The sequence below is a fragment of the Marinobacter gudaonensis genome, from assembly GCF_900115175.1.
GTDB lineage: Bacteria > Pseudomonadota > Gammaproteobacteria > Pseudomonadales > Oleiphilaceae > Marinobacter > Marinobacter gudaonensis.
This window is the reverse complement of sequence record NZ_FOYV01000004.1, coordinates 175,775-195,919: the sequence shown is the minus strand read 5'-3', so window position 1 is coordinate 195,919 and position 20,145 is coordinate 175,775. Positions and strand designations below refer to the sequence as shown.

Here is a 20,145-nt window from a genome sequence, read left to right as displayed (position 1 = left end):
CACGTGAGTAGAGCCATGAAACCAAGAATTCTGACGCTGACCCTTTTGCTGGCTGCCCTGCCCGGCCTTGCGATGAGCGCCTCTGTTTACAAGTGGACCGATGAAAACGGCGTTACCCACTTCGGCGACAGGCAACCTGTTGGCTCCCAGGCTGAGCAGGTGAATGTCCGCTCCGGCACCTCTTCCGCAGCCTCTGGCAACCGGCCGAGCCCACAGGAACGGATGCAGAATATGGAGGAGAACCAGGCCGCAGCGGAGGAGCAGCGTAAAGAAACAGCCGCCGAAGAGGCACGCCGCAAGCAGCGAGAGGCCAACTGCGCAACCGCCCGGTCCAATCTGGACATCATCGCCAGCAACGCCCGCATCCGGGTGGAAGAGAACGGCGAGCAGCGCTACCTGTCACCCGAAGAGATTGCCGAAAAGCGCGCTCAGTTCGAGGAAATTGCCGCCGAAAACTGCGGGCCGGCGGACGAGTAATCACACAAAAGCGCTTAATAAAAAGGAGCCAGAGGATGCTGTCCGTCTGACTCCTTTTCTATTATTGCCCTGGTCACCAGGGCACTCGACAGGGATAAACCCTCAGCAGGCTCAGGCCTTGCTAAACACCAGCTTGTGATCCTCCACGGTGCCGCGAATCACATCCCCCGGCACGAACTCACCCTGCAGCAAGCGCTGAGCCAGCGGGTTTTCGATCATCCGCTGAATGGCACGCTTGAGCGGCCGCGCACCATAAACCGGGTCGTAGCCGACTTCCGCCAGCAGCTCCATGGCCGCTTCGTCCAGCTCCAGCTTCATGTCCTGATCCTTCAGGCGCTTGCTAAGAGATTCGATCTGGATACGGGCAATGCCCTGGATCTGGTTCTCGGCCAGCGGATGGAACACGACCACCTCGTCCACGCGGTTGATGAACTCCGGGCGGAAGTGGGTGCCGACCACCTCCATGACTGCGTTCTTCATGGCCTCGTAGTTCTCCTCGCCCGCTTTCTGCTGGATGATGTCGGACCCGAGGTTCGAGGTCATCACAATCACCGTGTTGCGGAAGTCCACGGTACGACCCTGGCCGTCCGTCAGACGGCCGTCTTCCAGCACTTGCAGGAGGATGTTGAACACATCCGGGTGCGCCTTTTCCACCTCGTCCAGCAGTAGCACGGAGTAAGGCCGGCGACGCACGGCTTCAGTCAGATAGCCACCTTCCTCATAGCCCACATAGCCGGGGGGCGCACCGATCAGGCGAGCCACCGAGTGCTTCTCCATGAACTCGGACATGTCGATACGCACCATGGCCTCTTCGGTATCGAAGAGGAACGATGCCAGCGCCTTGCACAGCTCTGTCTTGCCCACCCCGGTAGGGCCGAGGAACAGGAACGAGCCGTTCGGTCGGTTGGGATCCGACAGCCCGGCCCGGGAGCGGCGCACGGCGTTCGAGACGGCTTCCACCGCTTCGTCCTGACCGATCACCCGGTCGTGCAGGGCTTCTTCCATGCGCATCAGCTTGTCCCGCTCGCCTTCCAGCATCTTGGAGACCGGGATGCCGGTCCACTTGGAGACGATCTCGGCGATCTCCTCATCGGTGACCCGGTTGCGCAGCAGCTTCATTTCCATCATTTCCGCCTGGCTGGCCATATCCAGCTGGCGCTCCAGCTCCGGAATCTGGCCATATTGCAGCTCGGACATCTTGCCGAGGTCGCCGGCACGGCGGGCGTTCTCGAGATCAATCCGGGCCTGCTCCAGGCGGCTCTTGATCTTCTGGGAACCGTGCAAAGCGGCTTTTTCGGTATTCCAGACCTCTTCCAGATCCGCGTACTCGCGCTCGACACCGGAAATCACATCCGACAGCTCTGACAGGCGCTTCTTGGAGGCCGCATCAGTCTCTTTCTTCAGCGCCTCACGCTCGATTTTGAGCTGGATCAGCCGACGCTCGAGACGATCCAGGGCCTCGGGCTTGGAGTCCATTTCCATGCGAATCTGGGAGGCGGCTTCGTCCACCAGATCAATGGCCTTGTCCGGCAGTTGCCGGTCGGTGATGTAGCGGTGTGAAAGCTTGGCGGCAGCAATGATGGCGCCGTCGGTCACTTCCACGCCATGATGCACCTCATAGCGCTCCTTCAGGCCACGCAGGATGGCAATGGTGTCTTCTTCGTTGGGCTCACTCACCAGTACCTTCTGGAAGCGGCGCTCCAGAGCGGCGTCCTTCTCAATGTTCTCCCGGTATTCGTCAAGGGTGGTGGCGCCCACGCAGTGCAACTCACCTCGGGCCAGGGCCGGCTTGAGCATGTTGCCAGCGTCCATGGAGCCTTCGGCCTTGCCGGCGCCGACCATGGTGTGAATCTCGTCGATAAACAGGATGATTTGCCCTTCCTGCTTGGCCAGTTCGTTCAATACAGCCTTCAGCCGCTCCTCGAACTCGCCCCGGAACTTGGCGCCGGCAATCAGGGCGCCCATGTCAAGCGACAGGACTTTTTTATCCTTGAGGCCGTCCGGCACCTCGCCATTCACAATGCGCTGAGCGAGACCTTCCACGATGGCGGTTTTACCAACGCCGGGCTCCCCGATCAGCACCGGGTTGTTCTTGCGGCGACGTTGTAACACCTGAATGGTGCGGCGAATTTCGTCGTCACGGCCGATCACGGGGTCGAGCTTGCCGGCTTCGGCACGTTCAGTCAGATCGATGGTGTATTTGGACAGCGCCTGGCGGTTTTCTTCCGCACTGGCGTCGTTAACGGCTTCGCCGCCGCGAACGTCGTCGATCGCTTTCTCTAGGGCAGCCTTGTCAACGCCCTGTTCGCGGAGAACACGCCCCAGGGTTCCTCGGTCTTCCAGCGCCGCCAGCAGCATGAGTTCGCTCGAAATAAACTGGTCTTTGCGCTTCTGGGCCAGTTTGTCGGCGATATTGAACAGTCGGCCCATGTCGTTTGACATGGAGACGTCACCGGCCGAACCCTGCACTTCGGGCAGGTGTTCGATCTCGCGGGCGATGGCCTGGCGTATACGACCGGGCTCTGCGCCAGCCTGTTTGAGCAGGGGTTTGACGGCGCTGTTTTCCTGGTCCAGCAGGGCCTGCATCAGGTGCACCGGCTCAATAAAGTTGTGGTCTTTGCCCACCGCCAGCGACTGGGCGTCAGCGAGGGCGGTCTGCAGCCGGCTGGTCAGTTTGTCGATTCTCATGTGTGCGTTCCTCAAATTCTCTGCGAATTCCGGTTCAGGTGTTCAGACGGATATTCGGTTTGCTTTGAGAATTAATGTAGGGGCGCTGAGCGGGACTTCAAGCCGGGTTCCGGGCTATTCGTCAGAAAATTGACGGCCGTCAGTTCTTGGTTTGGTGCCCGGCCGGGGTGGGAGTCGAGCTCCAGAACACGCCGTGAATACTTCCCTGTAGGCTTGGCTGCAGCATCCATGCTGCAGACAGTTCTGGAGCTCGACTCCCACCCCGGCCCTCTAACTTTCAGCACAACCGAACCGATTGTTAGCTGCCTGCCAGCCAAACCAGCGTCGCCATGCGGCCGGTGTGACCATCGCGCCGGTAGGAGAAGAAATGATCGTTATCGCTCACGGTGCACAGGCCGCCACCGGAAACCGAGGTTATGCCCAGGCGGTTCAATCTCTGGGTGGCGAGCGCATAGATGTCCGCCATGAAATGGCCCGGTCGGGCGCCGCTGGTGTGGAAGGCGCTGGCTGCTGCGGGATCGGAAGCCAGAAAGGCGTCCCGGACTTCCGGGCCTACCTCGAAGTGGTCCGGGCCAATGGCGGGGCCGAGCCAGGCCTGGAGGGTGTTCGGCTCGACGGCCATGGCGGTGACCAGGTTTTCGAGCACGCCTCCGCATAGGCTTCGCCAGCCAGCGTGGGCAGCGCCGACGACGGTACCGCGTTCATCTGCGACGATCACCGGGAGGCAGTCGGCGGTCAGGATGGCGCAGGCAATGTCGGGATGGCGTGTGAAGCTGGCGTCCGCTGTCGGCACTTTCGCCACCGTGGCGGGTGTGAGTTCGACGACGTCGGTGCCGTGTACCTGCTTCAACCAGCCGATGCCGTCCGGGTGCAGTCCTGAAGCGTCTGCAAGCCGCTGGCGGTTAGTGCGTACATGGTCCGGGTTATCACCAACGTGGTCGCCGAGATTGAGAGTGCCCCACGGCGGCTGGCTGACGCCGCCGGCGCGGGTGGTGCTGAGTGCGCGCACTTTAGCCGGCACTGGCCAGTCCGGTTTCAGTAGATCGTTGTCAAAACTCACGGTGTTCCAGCTCCCGGGCGTGTTTGCGCAGGGCTTCGATCAGCTCGATCAGGTCGTCCGGTAACGGCACGTCCCAGCTCAGGATTTCGCCGGTTTCCGGGTGTTCCAACGTTAGCTTGCGGGCATGCAATGCCTGGCGGTGGAATGCTGAGAGCGCGTCCCTGAGTTCGTCGGTAGTGCCCTTGGGCAGCCGCAGTCGGCCGCCGTAGAGCGGATCGCCCACCAGTGGATGTTTTACATGGGCCATGTGCACCCGGATCTGGTGGGTTCGGCCGCTCTCAAGCTTGCATCGGATGTGGGTGTGAGCGGCGAACCGTTCAACCAGCCGATAGTGGGTCACAGCCGGCTTTCCCGACGACACAACCGCCATTTTTTTGCGCTCGCGGGGATGACGTCCGATGGGCGCATCCACAGTGGCTCCGCCGGTCAGGGTACCAACCACCACGGCTTCGTATTCCCGGCCCATGGTACGGGTCTGCAACTGATCCACGAGAGAGGTGTGAGCTATCAGACTGCGCGCCACCACCATGATACCCGAGGTGTCTTTATCAAGCCGGTGCACAATGCCGGCTCTTGGCAGGTTCTCCACTTCCGGCGCGTAATTCAGCAGTGCGTTGACCAGCGTGCCGTCGGCGTGACCGGCCGCCGGATGCACCACGAGGCCGGCCGGCTTGTTGATCACCAGGAGGTGTTGATCCTCGTAGACGATGTCGAGGGAGATGGCCTCGGCCTGCCAGCTCACCTGGGCCTCCGGCTCGGCCTCCAGTTCCAGCCGATCGTCCAGCATGACCTTGTCCCGGGGCTTACGGCTCTCGCCATTCACGGTCAGCGCACCGCTCTTGATCCAGGACTGCAAGCGCGAGCGGGAATGTTCCGGCATCAGTTCGGCAGCGGCCTGATCGAGACGCCGGTCGCTCAATTCGGGCGGTACTATAAAGCTGGCAACAATTTTGTTTTCAGATGACATTCAGCCCCCGGGGCCTGGGTGTGTTACGTTTCGGTCAGATTTCTTGCGTCTGCGGGGCAGAACTCTGCACATCGGCCGACTTCCCCGCTACAATGGCTGCCCTTGAATCAATCGACATTATACGGGATTCCGGAATGAGATCAGGTCTTCGTTTATTGCTACTTTCCGCACTGGTGGTGCTGGTCAGTGCCTGCGCGTCCAACAAGCAGGAAGAGGTGCTGCCGGAGAAGACCTATTACGAGAATGCCCGCGAAGCCATGGATTCCGGAAATTTCAACGAGGCGGAAGAGAACCTGGACGCACTCGAGACTTACTACCCATTCGGACGCTATGCGGAGCAGGCCCAGCTGGACCTGATCTACGCCCGCTACCAGAACCTTGATCTGGAAGGCGCCCGTAACGCGGCAGACCGTTTCCTGAGGCTCAACCCGCAGAGTGACCACGCCGACTATGCCCTGTATATGCGTGGCCTGGCGTCCTACAATCTCGACCTTGGCCTCGCCGCCCGCTACTTCCCGATTGACGTCGCCGCGCGGGATCCCGGCGAACAGTTGCAATCGTTCCGGGACTTCTCGGAACTGCTCAACCGCTACCCTGAAAGCCCCTACGTGGCCGATGCCCGCCAGCGCATGATTGCCGTCCGCAACCGGATGGCGGAGCTTGAGATCCATGCTGCCCGATACTACATCAAACGCCAGGCCTATATCGCAGCCAACAACCGGGCCCGGTACGTGGTCGAGAATTACCCCTCCTCACCGGTTACCGAAGAGGCCATCATCATCATGGCCGAGACCTTCCGGTTTCTCGAATTGAAGAAAGGTGCCCGGGACGCGATTGCCCTGCTCAGGTCAAATTTCCCGAACAGCGAGGCGTTCAACGAGGAGGGCGAGTTTGACGTCGATTTGCTCGAGGGCGAGAACCGCTCGCTGACAAACGTGGTGACCTTCGGCCTGATGGGCGACGAGTAATCCGCGATCTGCACCACAAACAAAGGGTCGGATACGCGCGCATCCGACCCTTTTTGTTCTCTGATGCAGCCTGTGCCTCAACCTGGCGCTATTTGCCGCTTTTCCAGCCGTTGGTGATCGGGTATCGACGATCCTTGCCGAAGCCTCGTTCGGTGATTCTCACGCCGATAGGCGCCTGCCTCCGCTTGTATTCGTTGATGTCCACCAAACGAATCACTCGCTCGACGTCCGTCCGGTCAAAGCCCTCGGCAACAATCGCATCGGCACTGAAATCACGCTCCACGTACAGATTCAGGATCTGATCCAGCACGTCGTAACCCGGCAGGCTGTCCTCGTCCTTCTGGTCTGGCGCAAGCTCGGCCGAGGGAGGACGGGTGATGACCCGCTCGGGTATGACCTGAGAGAGGGAGTTGCGGTACTTGGCCAGACGGAAGACCAGGGTCTTGGGCACATCCTTCAGCACATCGAAGCCCCCGGCCATATCGCCGTAGAGGGTGGAATAGCCCACCGCCATCTCGCTCTTGTTGCCGGTTGTCAGCACCAGTGAGCCGAATTTATTGGACAGTGACATGAGCAGAACACCCCTCAAACGAGCCTGGAGGTTTTCCTCGGTGGTGTCCGGGCGCGTGCCCTCGAATGGCTGCGCCAACGCGGCCATGAACGCGTCGTACATGGGCTCAATCGAAAATACGTCGTACTGCACGCCCAGTGCTGTCGCCTCCGCTTCCGCGTCCTCCAGACTCATGCCGGAGGTGTACCGGAACGGCATCATCACGGAGCGCACCCGATCCTTGCCAAGCGCATCGACCGCCACCGCCAGAGTAACAGCCGAATCAATGCCACCGGACAGCCCCAGCACCACGGACTTGAATCCGTTCTTGTTCACATAGTCGCGAACGCCGGTCACCAGCGCCCGATACACATTGGCCTCCAGGGACGGTTCCTCAGGCCGGGGCCGGGAAACCGGCTGGCAGTGGTGTTCGCACAGGAATTCCACCGGATACAGCCCCTCGTCGAACTGGGGGGCTTCTGCCATCAACACCCCCGAGTGATCAAACACCATGGAGCCACCATCAAACACCAGCTCGTCCTGACCACCCACCAGATTCACGTAAACGATGCTCACCCGGTTATCCCGGGACTTGGCCTCCAGTAGCGCCTTGCGCCGGGCCTGCTTGTCGATGTCGTAAGGCGAAGCGTTCAGGTTCAGGATCAGCCGGGCGCCGGCGGCGGCGCAGTCCTCGACCGGCCCTTCCTTCCAGATATCCTCGCAGACGGTAATACCAACCGGAACGCCACGAATCTCCATCGTGAGGGTTTCCGAGCCCTCGGCGAAATAGCGCTTCTCATCAAACACCTGGTAGTTGGGTGGGAAGCGTTTGAAGTAACGACCGGTGATTTCTCCACCCTCAATCACAACGGCACCGTTGTACAGCAATGCACCCTCCCTGAGCGGGGCGCCAATGACCATGGCGGGCTCCAGTTTCTCGGCCCGCAGCTGTTCGATGGCCTCCGCCACGCGAAGATCAAGGCTTGGCCGCAACAGCAGATCCTCCGGCGGGTAGCCGGTCAGACAGAGCTCCGGAAACACCACGATGTCAGCCTGGTGTTCGGTACTGGCCCTGCGGGTGGCCTCAATGACCAGTGCGGTATTGCCTGGAATATCGCCCACCAGGAAATCCAGCTGCGCCATCACGACCTTCAGCTTTTTCGCCGGGGCCGACAGGGTGGCCTTGGTTCCGGAAACGGACATAAAAGGGGCTCCTGTAACTCATTGCCGTTAAAAGGCTATTATAACCCCGCAGACGCATGGATTTCCTCCGACCAACAACGGATTCCCCTGGATCATGGCAGCCGACACCGTTTCCCGTTCCGCTGAAACCCTCAGCCCTACCCCATCCACGCCTTCGGGGCTGCAGCAGGCCAAGCTGTTCAGGATCTACAATCACTACCGGCTGGTGGTCAGTCTGATGCTGGTGGCCCTTCTGTTTGTCGATCCGGTGAACTTCGACATGCGCTTTCGCCTTCTGGACTACTACCAGGCTGGCGTGTCTGCCTATCTTGGCCTTAACGCCTTCATCGCCCTGCTCCTGCTGGCCGGCTTTCACCCAAACCAGCGGCACATTACCCTGTCCATACTGCTGGACATCCTGATCATGCACGGATTGCTGCTCACCAGCACCGGCATCACCAACGGCCTGGCCAATCTGGTCATTGTCTCGGTGGCCGCTGGCAACATCCTGACGCCGAGCCGCATGGGCACTTTCTACGCCGCGCTTGCGGCCATTTGTTCTCTGGGTATTTCCGGCTGGGCGGTACTGGCTCTGGGTGATTCCGCCGATGACATTGTCCGGGCGGGGTCCCTCGGGATTCTCTACTTCGCGGCGGCGTTTGTGCTGCAGAACATCTCCCGCAGGATGATGCGCAGCGAAGCACTTGCCAGCAGCCGTGCCCGCAGCATCGTTGAGCTGGAAAAGATCAACCAGCAAATCATCCAGCGCATGCGCACCGGCATTCTGGTACTGGATCGCTTTGGGCAGATCCGACTGGCCAATGCCGCGGCAGAAGAATTACTTTACGGAGCGGCCAGACGATCCAACCGCCTCAGCGAACACCCCACCGTGTTGCCACGCCCTTTGAAACTGGGACTTGAAACCTGGCTGAAGGATCCAGGACGGCGTATCGAACCGTTCCAGCCGTCACCCACCTCCCCCATGCTTCAGGCGAACTTCACCCAGCTGGACCAGGAGCGCGGTGACCAGATTCTTGTTTTCATCGAGGACATGAGCAAGGTAACCCAGCAGGCACAGCAGATGAAGCTCGCCTCTCTGGGCCGCCTCACCGCAGGCATCGCCCATGAAATCCGCAATCCGCTCGGGGCCATCAGCCACGCAGCGCAGTTGATGGAGGAGTCGCCGAGCCTCGATCCAGGCGACCGACAAATGCTGGAGATCATCCGACGCCATTCCCGGCGGGTAAACGGCATCATCGAGAACGTCCTCGATTTATCCCGCCGCCGGGCCGCCAACGCCGAGCTGATCGAGCTTGCTCCCTGGTTAAAGGAGTTTCGTGAGGACTTCCTGCAAACGCAGGATAACGGCGACAGCCCGGCCAACATTGTTCTGAAAATTGACCCACAACTGCCCCCAGCCCGATTCGACAAGAGCCAAATCGAACAGGTGATGGTAAACCTCTGCGACAACGGGCTGCGCTACAGCGAACAGCATTCCGGACAACGCCAGATAGGCATTCACGCAGGCGCTACCGAAGACGGCGAACGCGCGTTCATCGATATCCGTGACCAGGGACCCGGCATTGCTGCCGAGAACCGAAGCTCGGTCTTCGAACCGTTTTTCACCACAGACAAGCGTGGCACCGGGCTGGGACTTTATCTGGCCCGGGAACTGTGCGAGGCTAATCAGGCCCATCTGGCCCTGGTGGACGACGGCCAGCCCGGCTGCTGTTTCCGGATTACCTTCGCCCACCCCGGGCGGATGATCTGACCAGGCGCCGGCGGAATTCGGGCGTCTGAATAACGACATGGAACCGATAACACACAATGACCACACACACTGCGCTGATCGTCGATGACGAGCCTGACATCCGGGAACTTCTGGAGATTACCCTCACCCGGATGGGCATCACCACCTACACAGCGGAAGATCTCGGCGCGGCCCGTGCGCTTCTCGAAAAACACGCTCCCCAACTCTGCCTGACCGACATGAACCTCCCTGATGGCAACGGCATCGAGCTGGTGCAGTGGATCCAGAAACACTCACCCTCCACACCGGTGGCAGTGATTACCGCTTATGGCAACATGGACACCGCCATTGAATCACTCAAGGCCGGCGCTTTTGATTTCGTCTCCAAACCGGTGGAACTGCCCCGGCTCCGGGAACTGGTGAACAGCGCCCTGAAACTCTCGGAACCGAAAGCCGAGACCGAAGACGCCGCCGACGAACCGGGCCTACTCCTTGGAAAGTCTCCTGAAATCAAGAAATTGCGCAATCAGACCCGCAAACTGGCCCGCAGCCAGGCGCCCGTGTTCATCAGTGGCGAATCGGGGAGCGGGAAAGAGCTGGTCGCCCGCATGATCCATCTCCAGGGCCCGCGGCGTGAAGGCCCTTTCATCGCGGTGAACTGCGGTGCCATTCCCTCGGAATTGATGGAAAGTGAGTTTTTCGGCCACAAGAAAGGCAGCTTTACCGGCGCCGTGGAAAACAAGGACGGCCTGTTTCGATCCGCCAGCGGTGGCACACTGTTTCTCGACGAGGTGGCTGACCTGCCGCTTGCCATGCAGGTCAAGCTGCTGCGTGCCATCCAGGAAAAGGCTGTTCGGCCGGTGGGCGATACCAGGGAAGTCCCGGTGGATATCCGTCTGCTGAGCGCTACCCACAAAAACCTGCCAGAGCTGGTGCAGGAAGGCAGCTTCCGCCAGGACCTGTTTTACCGGATCAACGTGATTGAACTGGCGGTGCCGCCGCTGCGGGAAAGGCAAGACGACATCCCCCTGCTGGCGAATCACATCCTTGAGCGGATTGCGCGGGAGTACGAGTGCCCGCCCGCCTCCCTGACGTCAGACGCCATCGCGCGCCTGCAAGCCTACGACTTCCCCGGTAACGTGCGGGAGCTGGAAAACGTTCTCGAGCGCGCCTTCACCCTCTGCGATGCCGACCAGATTGATGCAGACGATCTACACCTGGGCAACGGTGTTTATCAGCCAGCGTCTGCTTCCCAAATCATTACTGAAGGCCAGGCCGAGGGCGCCGGTGCGATAGAGGTTCCGGATGGCGAAATCGACCTGGAAGGCTACCTTGAGACAATTGAGCGCCAGGCCATCGAGAAGGCTCTGGAAGCCACGCGCTGGAACAAGACAGCGGCGGCAAAACGGCTGGGCATCAGCTTTCGGGCGCTGCGGTACCGGTTGAAGAAGTTGGGAATGGAGTAAGCCGGGACTATAGATCCTGGCGCACCCCCGGCTTATACTGACCCCGACCAGAACAGGAGGTTCTGGTCACTTAATGCTTTTCACTATCTGAATTCGTTACAGGGACGTAGACGATGAACAATTCACGCCAGGCCGGCCTGACGCTGGTCGAGCTGATTGCCGTTATGGCCATCAGCGCCATTATTCTCGCTTTCGCGATTCCAGGGACGTCCAGCCTGATCAATCACTCAGGGCGCCACTCTGCGCTGGCCGATTTGATTGCCACCCTTAACCTTGCACGCAATACCGCCATCAACGAGCAAACAACGGTGACCGTGTGTGCCATCGGAGCCGATTCCAAATGTTCGAATGTCTGGTCACTGCCGATCACCGCGTTTCGAGACCCTGGACGAACCCGGAAAATAACCGATGTCAGCCAGATTGTGCGCGTGATTCAGCCCCTGGAGACGGGCCGTCTGACGATCAGTTCCGGCATCCACAACTATTTCCGGTTTGAAAGCAGCGGGTGGTCCCGGGGAACCCTGGGGAATTTTATCTGGTGTCCAGACTCTGACGACGACCGGTACGCGGCCCAGGTCCGGATCAACATGGGAGGCCGTCCCCGCACGGCACGAGACCACGACGGAGACGGCATTGTTGAGGATTCGTCAGGCAACCCGATCGACTGCAGCAGCCTCTAGCAGGGCGACGGTCAGTCCCAGTTGACCCTCTGGCCATTTGAAAGCAACGCGATGGTTCCACCGCCCTGGCCATTCTTCGGCTGAGCCTCAATACGGAAGGCAGTCGCAGTTTGTGTAGTAATCGCCAGGTCGTAGAATTTGGCGCTGCCATCGAGCGGCGCCTCATCCGGAAAGATAGCGCCGGCAGTACTGCCGATCGTCGCACCAGCGTAGGTCATGTTCTGGGTATGAAAGCGCTCCATGGCGTTTGCCAGCGACATAAGCGCACTCTTGGCGTCCGCTGCGCGGGCGTTCTCGACGTACCGGTTGTAACTGGGCAAGGCGATCGCCGCGATAATGCCGATGATCGCGACAACGATCATCAGTTCGATCAATGTGATGCCAGACTGCCGTTTGACTGCTGTCATTGTTGCTTCCCAACTCTGTTGCTGTGGGCCGGGGCAAACATCTTGCCCCGGCTGTCGTTATCAATCCTGAATATCAATCGTAGAGTTCCTGCCAGCTCATCCGCCCCGTATTCTCGGAGGTGCTGCCAACATCCACCTCTTCCGAAAGGATTTCACTGTCGGACCGCGGAATGAGCGCGTAGTCACCCAGGAAGCCGGTTTTGTTGGGCAGTCCACCCTTGGTCTTGAAGCCAACATAGGGTGCGCCAAGTTTCGGCCAGACGGCACGATCCGGAGTCTGGCCATCAAGGCCAAACGCCATCAGCCAGCCGCTGCCACCCACGTCGCAGGGATTGCTCGAGGGAATGGTGGAGTTCACGAATACATAGTCACCTCGCACCTGGGGAGGCTGAACAATCCGTTCGCCGGTTTCGGTTGTAAAATCGGCATACCAACCATTCTGGGTATCGAAATCTTCGCCGGAGGAAGAGCGAACGTCGAACACCTCGTTTTCCACGGTAATGACGGAGTCGGTAATTGTCCGACCAATCAGATCGGATCGGTCGAGCTCAGACGTGCCCTGGTCCAGCACACCATAGAACGACTGGACATCTTCACTCACCGTGTCGTCCTGAGTCAGATATTGCCCAGTCCCAAAGAGGACCATGACATCCGGGTCCGGATTGTTTTCGTTATCGTTGGGGTTCCGGACTACCATGGGTGCGGCAGTTATAGGCTGTACAACACCAGAGCGCACCGCCGTGAACAGCGGTTTGGGAGTACTGCCCTGGCGATAGGCGGATGCCCAGCTTCCATTCCCTGTGTCGGCGGCCACCCAGATATTGCCTTTGAGGTCACCGGCATAAACGCGGTCGACAATCCGGTCACCATTCAGGTCTACCTGCCGCACGGAAGACAAGCCGGTGGCGTCCGCCGCTGCATCAAACTGTATGTAACGGTAGTCTCCTGAGTCCGTCCAGTCCCCGTCCAGGCCACCCTCAATGTCGAGCATAAACAGCCCGGTAGACGCGCTTGTTGAGTTGTAGCCGTTGGGTACGAAGGCCGTCCAGCGGTAGTCGTTGTTACCCCACTGAACCAGCGACACGGTCGGGGGTTCAATGATGTAGCCCATGCGGCTGTCGTCAGCGCTGCTGAACTCCCACATCACCAGACTCGAAGCGTTCAGCTCGGAGAAATTGGCGGGATTGGTAACATCCAGGGCGAAGACCCCCTTGCCACCGGTCCGGGCACCACCAATCACGATGGTCCGCCAGTCGTCTGCGGTACCACCAGCGCCCTGCGTGTAGACATCCGAAACCACCGGCGTTAGATCCACATAGTAACGGTGCTGGTAGGCCTGCTGCGTCAGGTAGTGAAGACCCGCGTCTGCCTGGTCAGAGAAGATAAACTCCGGGATGTAACCAAAGAGCTCTCTACCGTCACTGCCCCGGAACGCATGCAGCATGCCATCGTTGGCACCCACATAGACCACTGGGGTGCGGTTACGCTGCTCGCTTCTGTAATTGGCATAGGTATCGGTAGCCGTACCGAACGGCACGCCTGTAGGCCAGCCGAGGTCGGGCTCTGCCACGTAAACCGGGGTGGAATTGATAATGTCGCCCAGCAGACTGGCCCTGGTCCTCATTCCGGTAATCGGACTGCCCCGGAGATAGGAGATGCGATTCTCCGCAAGAGTTAGGCTACCGGCTCCGCCGTCGTACTTCAGGTCGTTCTGCTGGCGGGTTGTCAGGCTGCCCCAGTTGGTCCAGTTGAAGGCCAGGCCGTTGGCGCCGTTGTAGGTAATGATCTGGCGCGCATCCTGCGACAGGTCCCGGGCGTCCAGAACGCTGCCGGCTTCCCAGGTTTCGGTCTCGTCGATAGTAGGCGGTCCTGACTGGTTCTCGGTCAGCCCCGTGGCGAACAGATCGCCAGTCCAATTCGCCGAGTCAAACCGGGCACCGAACAGGAGTGTATCGGTCTCGAGCGTGGCCGTGTTGAAGGTCACGCCCGTGGAGCTACCAACGGCTTCCGCAACGATGCTCTCAAAGGCCTTTTCGAGGCTGGCGATCATTCGATCTGCCTGGCCGGCAATGTAATAGTTGTCCGGTCGCTTGAAGCTGGTACCGCCCAGGGAAACGGTTTCGCCGTTGGTGTGCCACCATTCCTCTGGGAGCGCCTCTGTCCGCGTTGCCGGATCAAAATCGTCCGGAACGTCGAAGCCACCGTACTTGGCCGCCAGGTAATACTGGTTGCTGGCCGGTGGCTGCAAAACCTGGTTTTCCAGAACGTCGACCCAATGAGTGGTCGCAGTCTGCTTACCATCATCGTTCGGCCGCATATCGTTAACGAGGTTATCGAATGCCAGACCCGCAATGTAGGCGGAGTTCTGGCGACCAGTAAACGAGTTGGTCTCACCCAGGCTATTGCCAAGGCCTTCGATGATACCCACACGGTTAGTCATGGTAATCACATTCACAGTATCGTCCTGACGAACTTCACTGGGCATGTTCGGTTCGTCATCCCGATAATTTGTCGACTCGTTACCGGGCAGGTTCTTGTCGTCGTGGGTGTTTACATCACCGATGCCCAGGATCGCAGCCGGCTGACACTCGTACTGAACAGGGTCGACCCAGTCAGTAATCACCGGGAATCCGTCCGTGTATTTGTTCGTGGTGGCTGCATCCAGGCCGTTCAGGCTTGAGTAGGCACTGACAGAACCAAGCCCTTTCAGATAGCGTGTTGCCGCGTAATAAAGCTCACTCACCGGGTCCAGCGACTTGTGGTTGTTGCTATTCAGTTGCCCGAATTTGTTGATGTAGTTGATAACACCACTATTCACGACCGTTCCGGGCGTATTCGAGGCAGCCGTTGGATCAGGATTGGTAACCAGAACACCAGTCCTCGCATCCCATTCCGCGTTCGGATTGCTCGTTAATCCGGTGGAGGGCAGGAACTGCTCCGGGCCAATAAATTTTTGCTGGGCTCTCAGAACACCGCCATCCCGGCTGTTGCTGTCGTCGTTCAGATAACCGAATACGCTGTATCGCAAGGTCTCCGAGTTTTTCTGTAAAAGCCCCTCGGGTTTCCAGGCGCTGGCGTACTGAACGCAGTTGGCCTCCAATCCTACGCTTGAATCGCAGACCTTGACTCGAACATGGGCTTCCTGGGCGTTGGCCGCCGAGAACGTCGCCGTAGGATTGTATTTCACCGGATTGTTGTTCACGTCGGTGTCACCTACGCTGAAGCGCATTTCAACGCCCAGGCCCTGAATCCTCACTCGAACGCGATTGGCCGTGAACGGGGTTGCACCCGCAACAACCGTGGAACCGCTGATCTCCCGCACTGCGAGGCCACTTTGGCCCGGATGGCGAGCCTTTTCCAGCCAGGTTTCCGTGGTGGTATCCAGATACCGGTAGCCACCAGTGAGGACCTTGCGGAAGGGGTCGATGGTCTGGGTCGTGGCCCAGTTCAGAAAGTTACCACTCCATTCCCCGGCACCACTGCAGGTTGCCGAAGTCGACACGCTGGAGGGCTTGAAATGTCGCTTTGAGGCATCGGCGTCGTAGTTGTAGAGATAACACTTCTGGGGATCAAAGTAGCCTTCGAACCGACGCTCGGCTGTGTAGGAGCCAAGGTTGGCCAGACTCTGGATCGTCGGAAACTCCACGGAGGGGGTCAACACCAGGTTGCCGGGAACCCCCCGGCCGCCAGCCAGATACAGCGGCTGATTCGCCAGCACGCCCGGTGCCGCATAGCCCTGGACAGGAAGCACGATGGCAACGCCGAAGAAGAAATAACAAAGCTTTCGTTTGAGCTGACTCATAGCATTATCCCCGGAGCTTACGCTCACATTTCCCGTGCGTAGTAGGATTCGATGATGCGGGTAGACTCGCCGGTCGGTCCGGGGCTCCACGCAACGATCCGGAAGGCCTGGGCCTCGGTTGCACCTGTTTCATGGGAGTACCCCTCAACCACCAGATCGGTCAACTGCTCCGGCTGTCGCGCCTCTCCCATATGCTGAATGAAGTACCTCGGTGTCACGCCATCAACGGCATTGGCGGTCCGCACGTTGGTGCTTCCGGTCCAATCGAACGTTTTTGGGTCTGGCGCGGTATCCGTCTCCCCGTACAATCCTCCCGAGCCGTCGAATTCCGACAGGAGGTTCACGTTCTCTATATAAAGTTCCGCATCACGCAGCGCAGACTCCGCAATTTCCAGGGACTGCATACCCTCCCGCTCACCGGAGACCATTCGCTCCTGCATGATGGTTCCCTGCATGCTCGACACTGCCAGAAGCGTGAGCACCAGCAGCATCAGTAATGACAGAATCAGCGCGGCACCTGCCTGCCTGGTGAAATTTACTCTGCCCATCACATCAGATCCTGTTTCTCATGGTGATTGTGGTTGTGTAGACCCGATACAAAAAGGTGTCGTTGGCGGCTGCGGTTGTCGTCAGGCCGGTGTTGGCAACACAGTCGAGCCAACCCGGATAGCAGTACTCCTGCGCCCCGTCCGTCACGCCATCGTCCGGAGAGCGAACCAGAACACTCAGGCGTATCGCGATAGTGTTATCCGCCTGGGTACGACCGGAGGTTGTGAGGCCTTCCGGATCCTCCCAGGCGTTCACCTGACCGTCCTGATCGCTGTCCACGCCGAACTGGAACTGGAAGTTCACGACATCCTGCAAGATGGCCACCGGCGTCGAGAAATTACCGATTCCAGATCCCGATATGCCCACGCCGTCGGTTACCAGTTCGCGCACACCATTCGCGTTGTCAGCCAGATAGAATCGCTGTTGACGGGGCCTGAACACCGACGCGCCGTCAGGGTCATCGTTGTAATTCGTGGAGAGTGATTGGGTAGAGTTACCAGGGCCAACGCTTACGCTACCGGAGTTATGCACAACCACTTCGTTGTTAGTGTTCAGGTTAGTGACCTGAAAAACATCACCGGCACTGCAATTTGTAACGATCAGAATGTCATTCAAATTGAAGGAATCGCTGTCATCCACCTGAAGGTTGGCAGCCTGCTGGCTGGGCTGGAAGGTTACTCTGATCTGAGAGTTACCGTTCACACCACCCAGATAAAGGATGTCAGAATTCCCGGCACCAGAGTTGTTCTCGGCATCGAGACCGCGCAAAAGAGCACCGACGTCAAAGCCGGTGTCATTCAGGATACTGTTCAGGCGCCCATCTCTGACGCCATCACTACCCAAACAACCCCAGTAGGACGAATTACGGATCTCCCGCCCGACAATGGATGTGGCCAACCGACCGGTTTCCTGGATGCGGGCACTGGCCTCAGCCACCCGAAAGCTCTGGCTGTTGGAGGTAAAAATCTGCGTGAGTCCGAGCGTAATGATCAGCGACAGCGCCAATGCAACCATCACTTCAATAATCGAAAGGCCTCTCTGGCGTGCCGAGATCCTCATTGCTCCAACCTCGCTGTCATGGTGTAAGACTGCTGCGCTGCGTCGTTGCCGTATTGCCGCTCATCCCAGGTGATGGTCACGTCAACGGTATTGGTGTTCATGGTGACTGCGCCGGTTGCTCCCGGAACGTCTCGCCCCAGACTCGCTTTCCAGGCATCCACTTCAGCGGTCGTGAGCGCGTCGTTATCGTTTGCTCGGATCATTTCCACCATCTGTTGGGCATGGAGGTTGACCTGCGATCGCAAATTCGCATTGTTGACCTGCTGGAGTGACAGGTATTGCATACCCACAACCCCAAGAAGCCCAACCAGAAGCACCAGTAGAGCAACCAGCACCTCAATAAGCGTAAAACCAGTCTGAGAACGTGAACCTGATCTGACCAACATGAACATTTTTCTCCAGAGATCTCGTCTGTTCCCCGGGATCAGGGACAATTAAAGTCCGCGGTAGACACACGGCCACCCGGCGTTACGGTAACGCTTGTGCCATCAGCCTCGCCCGCGCAAACGTTGAATGTAACGTTCGCTGTGCTGGTGGTAAGTCCGTTCGCCCGAAACGTCACGGAACCCGTGCTGATACTCAAGTCCCCGCTCGCTTCCTCAATCTCCCGGATGACGGTGCCGCTGGAAGCCACGGTCGCCTGCATGGTGTTCGACGCAGACGTCGCTGTGACCCGCTCACCCCTCCGAACAGCCTCGCTGCGGGAATAGTTCAACAGGCCCACGATGGAGTTGCTTGTGGATACCACGCGATTGTTGTCGATGATCCGTCCGAATTGGGGAACCGCGAAGCCAGCGATCACCGCGATGAGCGCAATCACGATCATCAGTTCGACGAGAGTAAAGCCTTCATTGCCTGACTTTGAATGCATAGTCTCTTCCCAGTTTTCCTGTAGACAAATTAATGGCCGAGCGGCAGACCCTCCACCATTATCTGACTAGCGGCAGATGTGAGCGGATGAACGGCAGAAACATCTTCATACTACGTGAACAGAGTCTCATTCCGGGCTGAGGGGTCACCGGAGCGGGATCAGGCGTTTTTAATCAGTGGACGGCGCAAGAGGGTACCGATCTAACGGTACCCCCGAGAGATACGAAAGGGAGGCTGCCAGCTCAGTTTATTTCAACGGCGTCGATGCGGAGCTCCTTCGGCATTGAAAACACAATATTCTCCTCTCGCCCGGCAACTTCCTCCGGCACACTCCCACCAAGCTCCCGGAGCCGGGCAATCACATCACTCACCAGCACTTCGGGCGCCGAAGCACCGGCCGTAACGCCGATGGCCTGCTTGCCATCCAGCCAGGCCGGGTCAATCTGTGCCGCCTCATCGATCAGGTAAGCGGGGGTTCCCATGCGCTCCGCCAGCTCGCGCAGGCGGTTGGAGTTGGAGCTGTTGGGAGAGCCCACCACCAGCATCAGGTCGCAGTCGCCGGCCAGCTGTTTAACGGCGTCCTGACGGTTCTGGGTGGCGTAGCAAATGTCGTCCTTGCGCGGACCCTGGATCTCCGGGAATTTGGCGCGCAGGGCATCGATAACCCGGGCAGTGTCGTCCATGGACAGGGTGGTCTGGGTTACGTAGGACAGCTTTGCAGGGTCTTTCACTTCGAGGTTGGCAACGTCGGCTTCGTCTTCCACCAGGTAGATATCGCCTCCATTGCTGTGGTCGTACTGGCCCATGGTGCCTTCCACTTCCGGGTGGCCATGGTGCCCGATGAGGATGCACTCACGTCCATCGCGACTGTAGCGCATGACTTCCAGATGCACTTTGGTCACCAGCGGGCAGGTGGCGTCGAAGACTTTCAGGCCGCGGCGGGCCGCTTCGTTCTGGACCGCCTGGGACACACCGTGGGCGCTGAATATAACCAGCTTGCCGTCGGGCACTTCATCGAGCTCGTCCACGAAAACGGCGCCCCGATTGCGGAGGTTATCAACCACAAATTTGTTGTGAACGACCTCGTGCCTGACGTAGATCGGCGCACCGAACACATCCAGGGCCCGGTTTACAATTTCAATGGCGCGGTCCACACCAGCACAAAAACCCCGGGGGTTGGCGAGACGGATCTGCATAATACCCTTCTACCCTGCTCAGTGGGCCGGTCCAACCGGCTCCACATCAATGATTTCCACTTCAAATGTCAGTGTACGCCCTGCCAGGGGGTGATTGAAATCCACCTCGACTTCATCACCCTCTACCCGGCTGACAACCCCCGGCAACTCGCTCTGGCGCGCGTCGGCGAATGAAATCATAACGCCGGGTTCCAGCACCATGTCGGCACTGAACTCGTGGCGCTTGAAGGTTTGCACGTTGTTGGGGTTGTGCTGACCGAAGGCTTTCTCCGGTGGCACTTCGTAGCTTTCCCGGTCTCCGGCTTTCATGCCCATCAGGTAGGCTTCGAAATTTTCCGGCAGGTTGTCGTCGCCGATTTCGAGTGTGGCAGGGGCCTTTTCGAAGGTGGAGTCGATTACCTCGCCATCGGGAAACTTCAGCGCAAAATGCAGGGTTACCCGGGTGCCTTTATCAATCGGCAGCTCGTTCATAAA

At 59.1% G+C, this 20,145-nt stretch carries 17 protein-coding genes; 5 read left to right on the top strand and 12 right to left on the bottom strand.

Going from position 1 to position 20,145, the window contains the following annotated elements; translation table 11 throughout:
• Positions 1 to 15: 15 nt before the first annotated feature.
• Entirely contained in the window at positions 16 to 477 is a 462-nt protein-coding gene (locus BM344_RS16800; RefSeq protein WP_091992336.1) for a DUF4124 domain-containing protein, read from the top strand.
• Between the two features lie 111 nt (positions 478 to 588).
• On the opposite strand, the gene clpB is transcribed toward BM344_RS16800, so the two are convergent.
• The 3 genes from clpB to rluD all read right to left on the bottom strand — a co-directional run bounded on the left by clpB (position 589) and on the right by rluD (position 5,192).
• Positions 589 to 3,165 carry an ATP-dependent chaperone ClpB gene (gene clpB, locus BM344_RS16795; protein WP_091992335.1) on the bottom strand — a complete coding sequence of 859 codons (2,577 nt, stop codon included), beginning with the start codon at positions 3,163 to 3,165 and terminating at the stop codon, positions 589 to 591.
• Between the two features lie 298 nt (positions 3,166 to 3,463).
• Complete coding sequence (gene pgeF / locus BM344_RS16790) at positions 3,464 to 4,225, bottom strand: peptidoglycan editing factor PgeF (RefSeq protein ID WP_091992334.1); 762 nt, start codon at positions 4,223 to 4,225, stop codon at positions 3,464 to 3,466.
• Positions 4,215 to 5,192, bottom strand: a complete 978-nt coding sequence (gene rluD, locus BM344_RS16785; protein ID WP_091992333.1) for a 23S rRNA pseudouridine(1911/1915/1917) synthase RluD — start codon at positions 5,190 to 5,192, stop codon at positions 4,215 to 4,217. The genes pgeF and rluD overlap by 11 nt, the downstream gene beginning before the upstream one ends.
• Before the next feature lie 134 nt (positions 5,193 to 5,326).
• Here rluD and BM344_RS16780 point away from each other — a divergent pair, with 134 nt between their 5' ends.
• Positions 5,327 to 6,160 (top strand): outer membrane protein assembly factor BamD, encoded by an 834-nt coding sequence (locus BM344_RS16780; protein WP_091992332.1) that lies wholly within the window; start codon positions 5,327 to 5,329, stop codon positions 6,158 to 6,160.
• Positions 6,161 to 6,248: 88 nt separating this feature from the next.
• Here the strand turns inward: BM344_RS16780 and BM344_RS16775 are convergent, their stop codons facing one another.
• Positions 6,249 to 7,913 carry an NAD+ synthase gene (locus tag BM344_RS16775; RefSeq protein ID WP_091992331.1) on the bottom strand — a complete coding sequence of 555 codons (1,665 nt, stop codon included), beginning with the start codon at positions 7,911 to 7,913 and terminating at the stop codon, positions 6,249 to 6,251.
• 94 nt (positions 7,914 to 8,007) lie between these two features.
• Here BM344_RS16775 and BM344_RS16770 point away from each other — a divergent pair, with 94 nt between their 5' ends.
• The 3 genes from BM344_RS16770 (at position 8,008) to BM344_RS16760 (ending at position 11,788) form a co-directional block, all read left to right on the top strand.
• Positions 8,008 to 9,663 carry a sensor histidine kinase gene (locus BM344_RS16770; RefSeq protein ID WP_091992330.1) on the top strand — a complete coding sequence of 552 codons (1,656 nt, stop codon included), beginning with the start codon at positions 8,008 to 8,010 and terminating at the stop codon, positions 9,661 to 9,663.
• Between the two features lie 56 nt (positions 9,664 to 9,719).
• Positions 9,720 to 11,108: a sigma-54-dependent transcriptional regulator gene (locus tag BM344_RS16765; RefSeq protein WP_091992329.1), complete on the top strand. Its 1,389-nt coding sequence runs from the start codon at positions 9,720 to 9,722 to the stop codon at positions 11,106 to 11,108.
• A gap of 113 nt (positions 11,109 to 11,221) precedes the next feature.
• Complete coding sequence (locus BM344_RS16760) at positions 11,222 to 11,788, top strand: GspH/FimT family pseudopilin (RefSeq protein WP_091992328.1); 567 nt, start codon at positions 11,222 to 11,224, stop codon at positions 11,786 to 11,788.
• Positions 11,789 to 11,799: 11 nt separating this feature from the next.
• On the opposite strand, the gene BM344_RS16755 is transcribed toward BM344_RS16760, so the two are convergent.
• The 8 genes from BM344_RS16755 to fkpB all read right to left on the bottom strand — a co-directional run bounded on the left by BM344_RS16755 (position 11,800) and on the right by fkpB (position 20,142).
• Positions 11,800 to 12,195, bottom strand: a complete 396-nt coding sequence (locus tag BM344_RS16755; protein WP_091992327.1) for a type IV pilin protein — start codon at positions 12,193 to 12,195, stop codon at positions 11,800 to 11,802.
• Positions 12,196 to 12,268: 73 nt separating this feature from the next.
• On the bottom strand, positions 12,269 to 15,997 hold the full coding sequence (locus BM344_RS16750; RefSeq protein ID WP_091992326.1) for a pilus assembly protein: 3,729 nt from the start codon (positions 15,995 to 15,997) through the stop codon (positions 12,269 to 12,271).
• Between the two features lie 23 nt (positions 15,998 to 16,020).
• Positions 16,021 to 16,545, bottom strand: coding sequence for a pilus assembly PilX family protein (locus BM344_RS16745; RefSeq protein ID WP_091992325.1), 525 nt, complete (start codon positions 16,543 to 16,545; stop codon positions 16,021 to 16,023).
• Positions 16,546 to 16,549: 4 nt separating this feature from the next.
• Positions 16,550 to 17,605: a PilW family protein gene (locus BM344_RS16740; protein ID WP_091992324.1), complete on the bottom strand. Its 1,056-nt coding sequence runs from the start codon at positions 17,603 to 17,605 to the stop codon at positions 16,550 to 16,552.
• Positions 17,602 to 17,991, bottom strand: coding sequence for a type IV pilus modification protein PilV (gene pilV, locus BM344_RS16735; protein WP_167363258.1), 390 nt, complete (start codon positions 17,989 to 17,991; stop codon positions 17,602 to 17,604). Before pilV ends, BM344_RS16740 begins: the two co-directional genes overlap by 4 nt.
• Positions 17,992 to 18,029: 38 nt before the next feature.
• On the bottom strand, positions 18,030 to 18,476 hold the full coding sequence (locus BM344_RS16730; RefSeq protein ID WP_091992351.1) for a GspH/FimT family pseudopilin: 447 nt from the start codon (positions 18,474 to 18,476) through the stop codon (positions 18,030 to 18,032).
• 241 nt (positions 18,477 to 18,717) lie between these two features.
• Complete coding sequence (gene ispH, locus BM344_RS16725; protein ID WP_091992322.1) at positions 18,718 to 19,671, bottom strand: 4-hydroxy-3-methylbut-2-enyl diphosphate reductase; 954 nt, start codon at positions 19,669 to 19,671, stop codon at positions 18,718 to 18,720.
• A gap of 18 nt (positions 19,672 to 19,689) precedes the next feature.
• Entirely contained in the window at positions 19,690 to 20,142 is a 453-nt protein-coding gene (gene fkpB / locus BM344_RS16720; protein WP_091992321.1) for an FKBP-type peptidyl-prolyl cis-trans isomerase, read from the bottom strand.
• Positions 20,143 to 20,145 lie beyond the last annotated feature (3 nt).

Bases quoted from the DNA above. Each gene is read 5' to 3' on its own strand.
- ispH (WP_091992322.1), bottom strand. From the start codon at position 19,671: ATGCAGATCCGTCTCGCCAACCCCCGGGGTTTTTGTGCTGGTGTGGAC.
- BM344_RS16765 (WP_091992329.1), top strand. From the start codon at position 9,720: ATGACCACACACACTGCGCTGATCGTCGATGACGAGCCTGACATCCGG.
- BM344_RS16745 (WP_091992325.1), bottom strand. From the start codon at position 16,545: ATGGGCAGAGTAAATTTCACCAGGCAGGCAGGTGCCGCGCTGATTCTG.
- BM344_RS16755 (WP_091992327.1), bottom strand. From the start codon at position 12,195: ATGACAGCAGTCAAACGGCAGTCTGGCATCACATTGATCGAACTGATG.
- clpB (WP_091992335.1), bottom strand. From the start codon at position 3,165: ATGAGAATCGACAAACTGACCAGCCGGCTGCAGACCGCCCTCGCTGAC.
- rluD (WP_091992333.1), bottom strand. From the start codon at position 5,192: ATGTCATCTGAAAACAAAATTGTTGCCAGCTTTATAGTACCGCCCGAA.
- pilV (WP_167363258.1), bottom strand. From the start codon at position 17,991: ATGTTGGTCAGATCAGGTTCACGTTCTCAGACTGGTTTTACGCTTATT.
- BM344_RS16760 (WP_091992328.1), top strand. From the start codon at position 11,222: ATGAACAATTCACGCCAGGCCGGCCTGACGCTGGTCGAGCTGATTGCC.
- BM344_RS16775 (WP_091992331.1), bottom strand. From the start codon at position 7,913: ATGTCCGTTTCCGGAACCAAGGCCACCCTGTCGGCCCCGGCGAAAAAG.
- BM344_RS16770 (WP_091992330.1), top strand. From the start codon at position 8,008: ATGGCAGCCGACACCGTTTCCCGTTCCGCTGAAACCCTCAGCCCTACC.
- BM344_RS16740 (WP_091992324.1), bottom strand. From the start codon at position 17,605: ATGAGGATCTCGGCACGCCAGAGAGGCCTTTCGATTATTGAAGTGATG.
- BM344_RS16780 (WP_091992332.1), top strand. From the start codon at position 5,327: ATGAGATCAGGTCTTCGTTTATTGCTACTTTCCGCACTGGTGGTGCTG.
- BM344_RS16800 (WP_091992336.1), top strand. From the start codon at position 16: ATGAAACCAAGAATTCTGACGCTGACCCTTTTGCTGGCTGCCCTGCCC.
- fkpB (WP_091992321.1), bottom strand. From the start codon at position 20,142: ATGAACGAGCTGCCGATTGATAAAGGCACCCGGGTAACCCTGCATTTT.
- BM344_RS16750 (WP_091992326.1), bottom strand. From the start codon at position 15,997: ATGAGTCAGCTCAAACGAAAGCTTTGTTATTTCTTCTTCGGCGTTGCC.
- BM344_RS16730 (WP_091992351.1), bottom strand. From the start codon at position 18,476: ATGCATTCAAAGTCAGGCAATGAAGGCTTTACTCTCGTCGAACTGATG.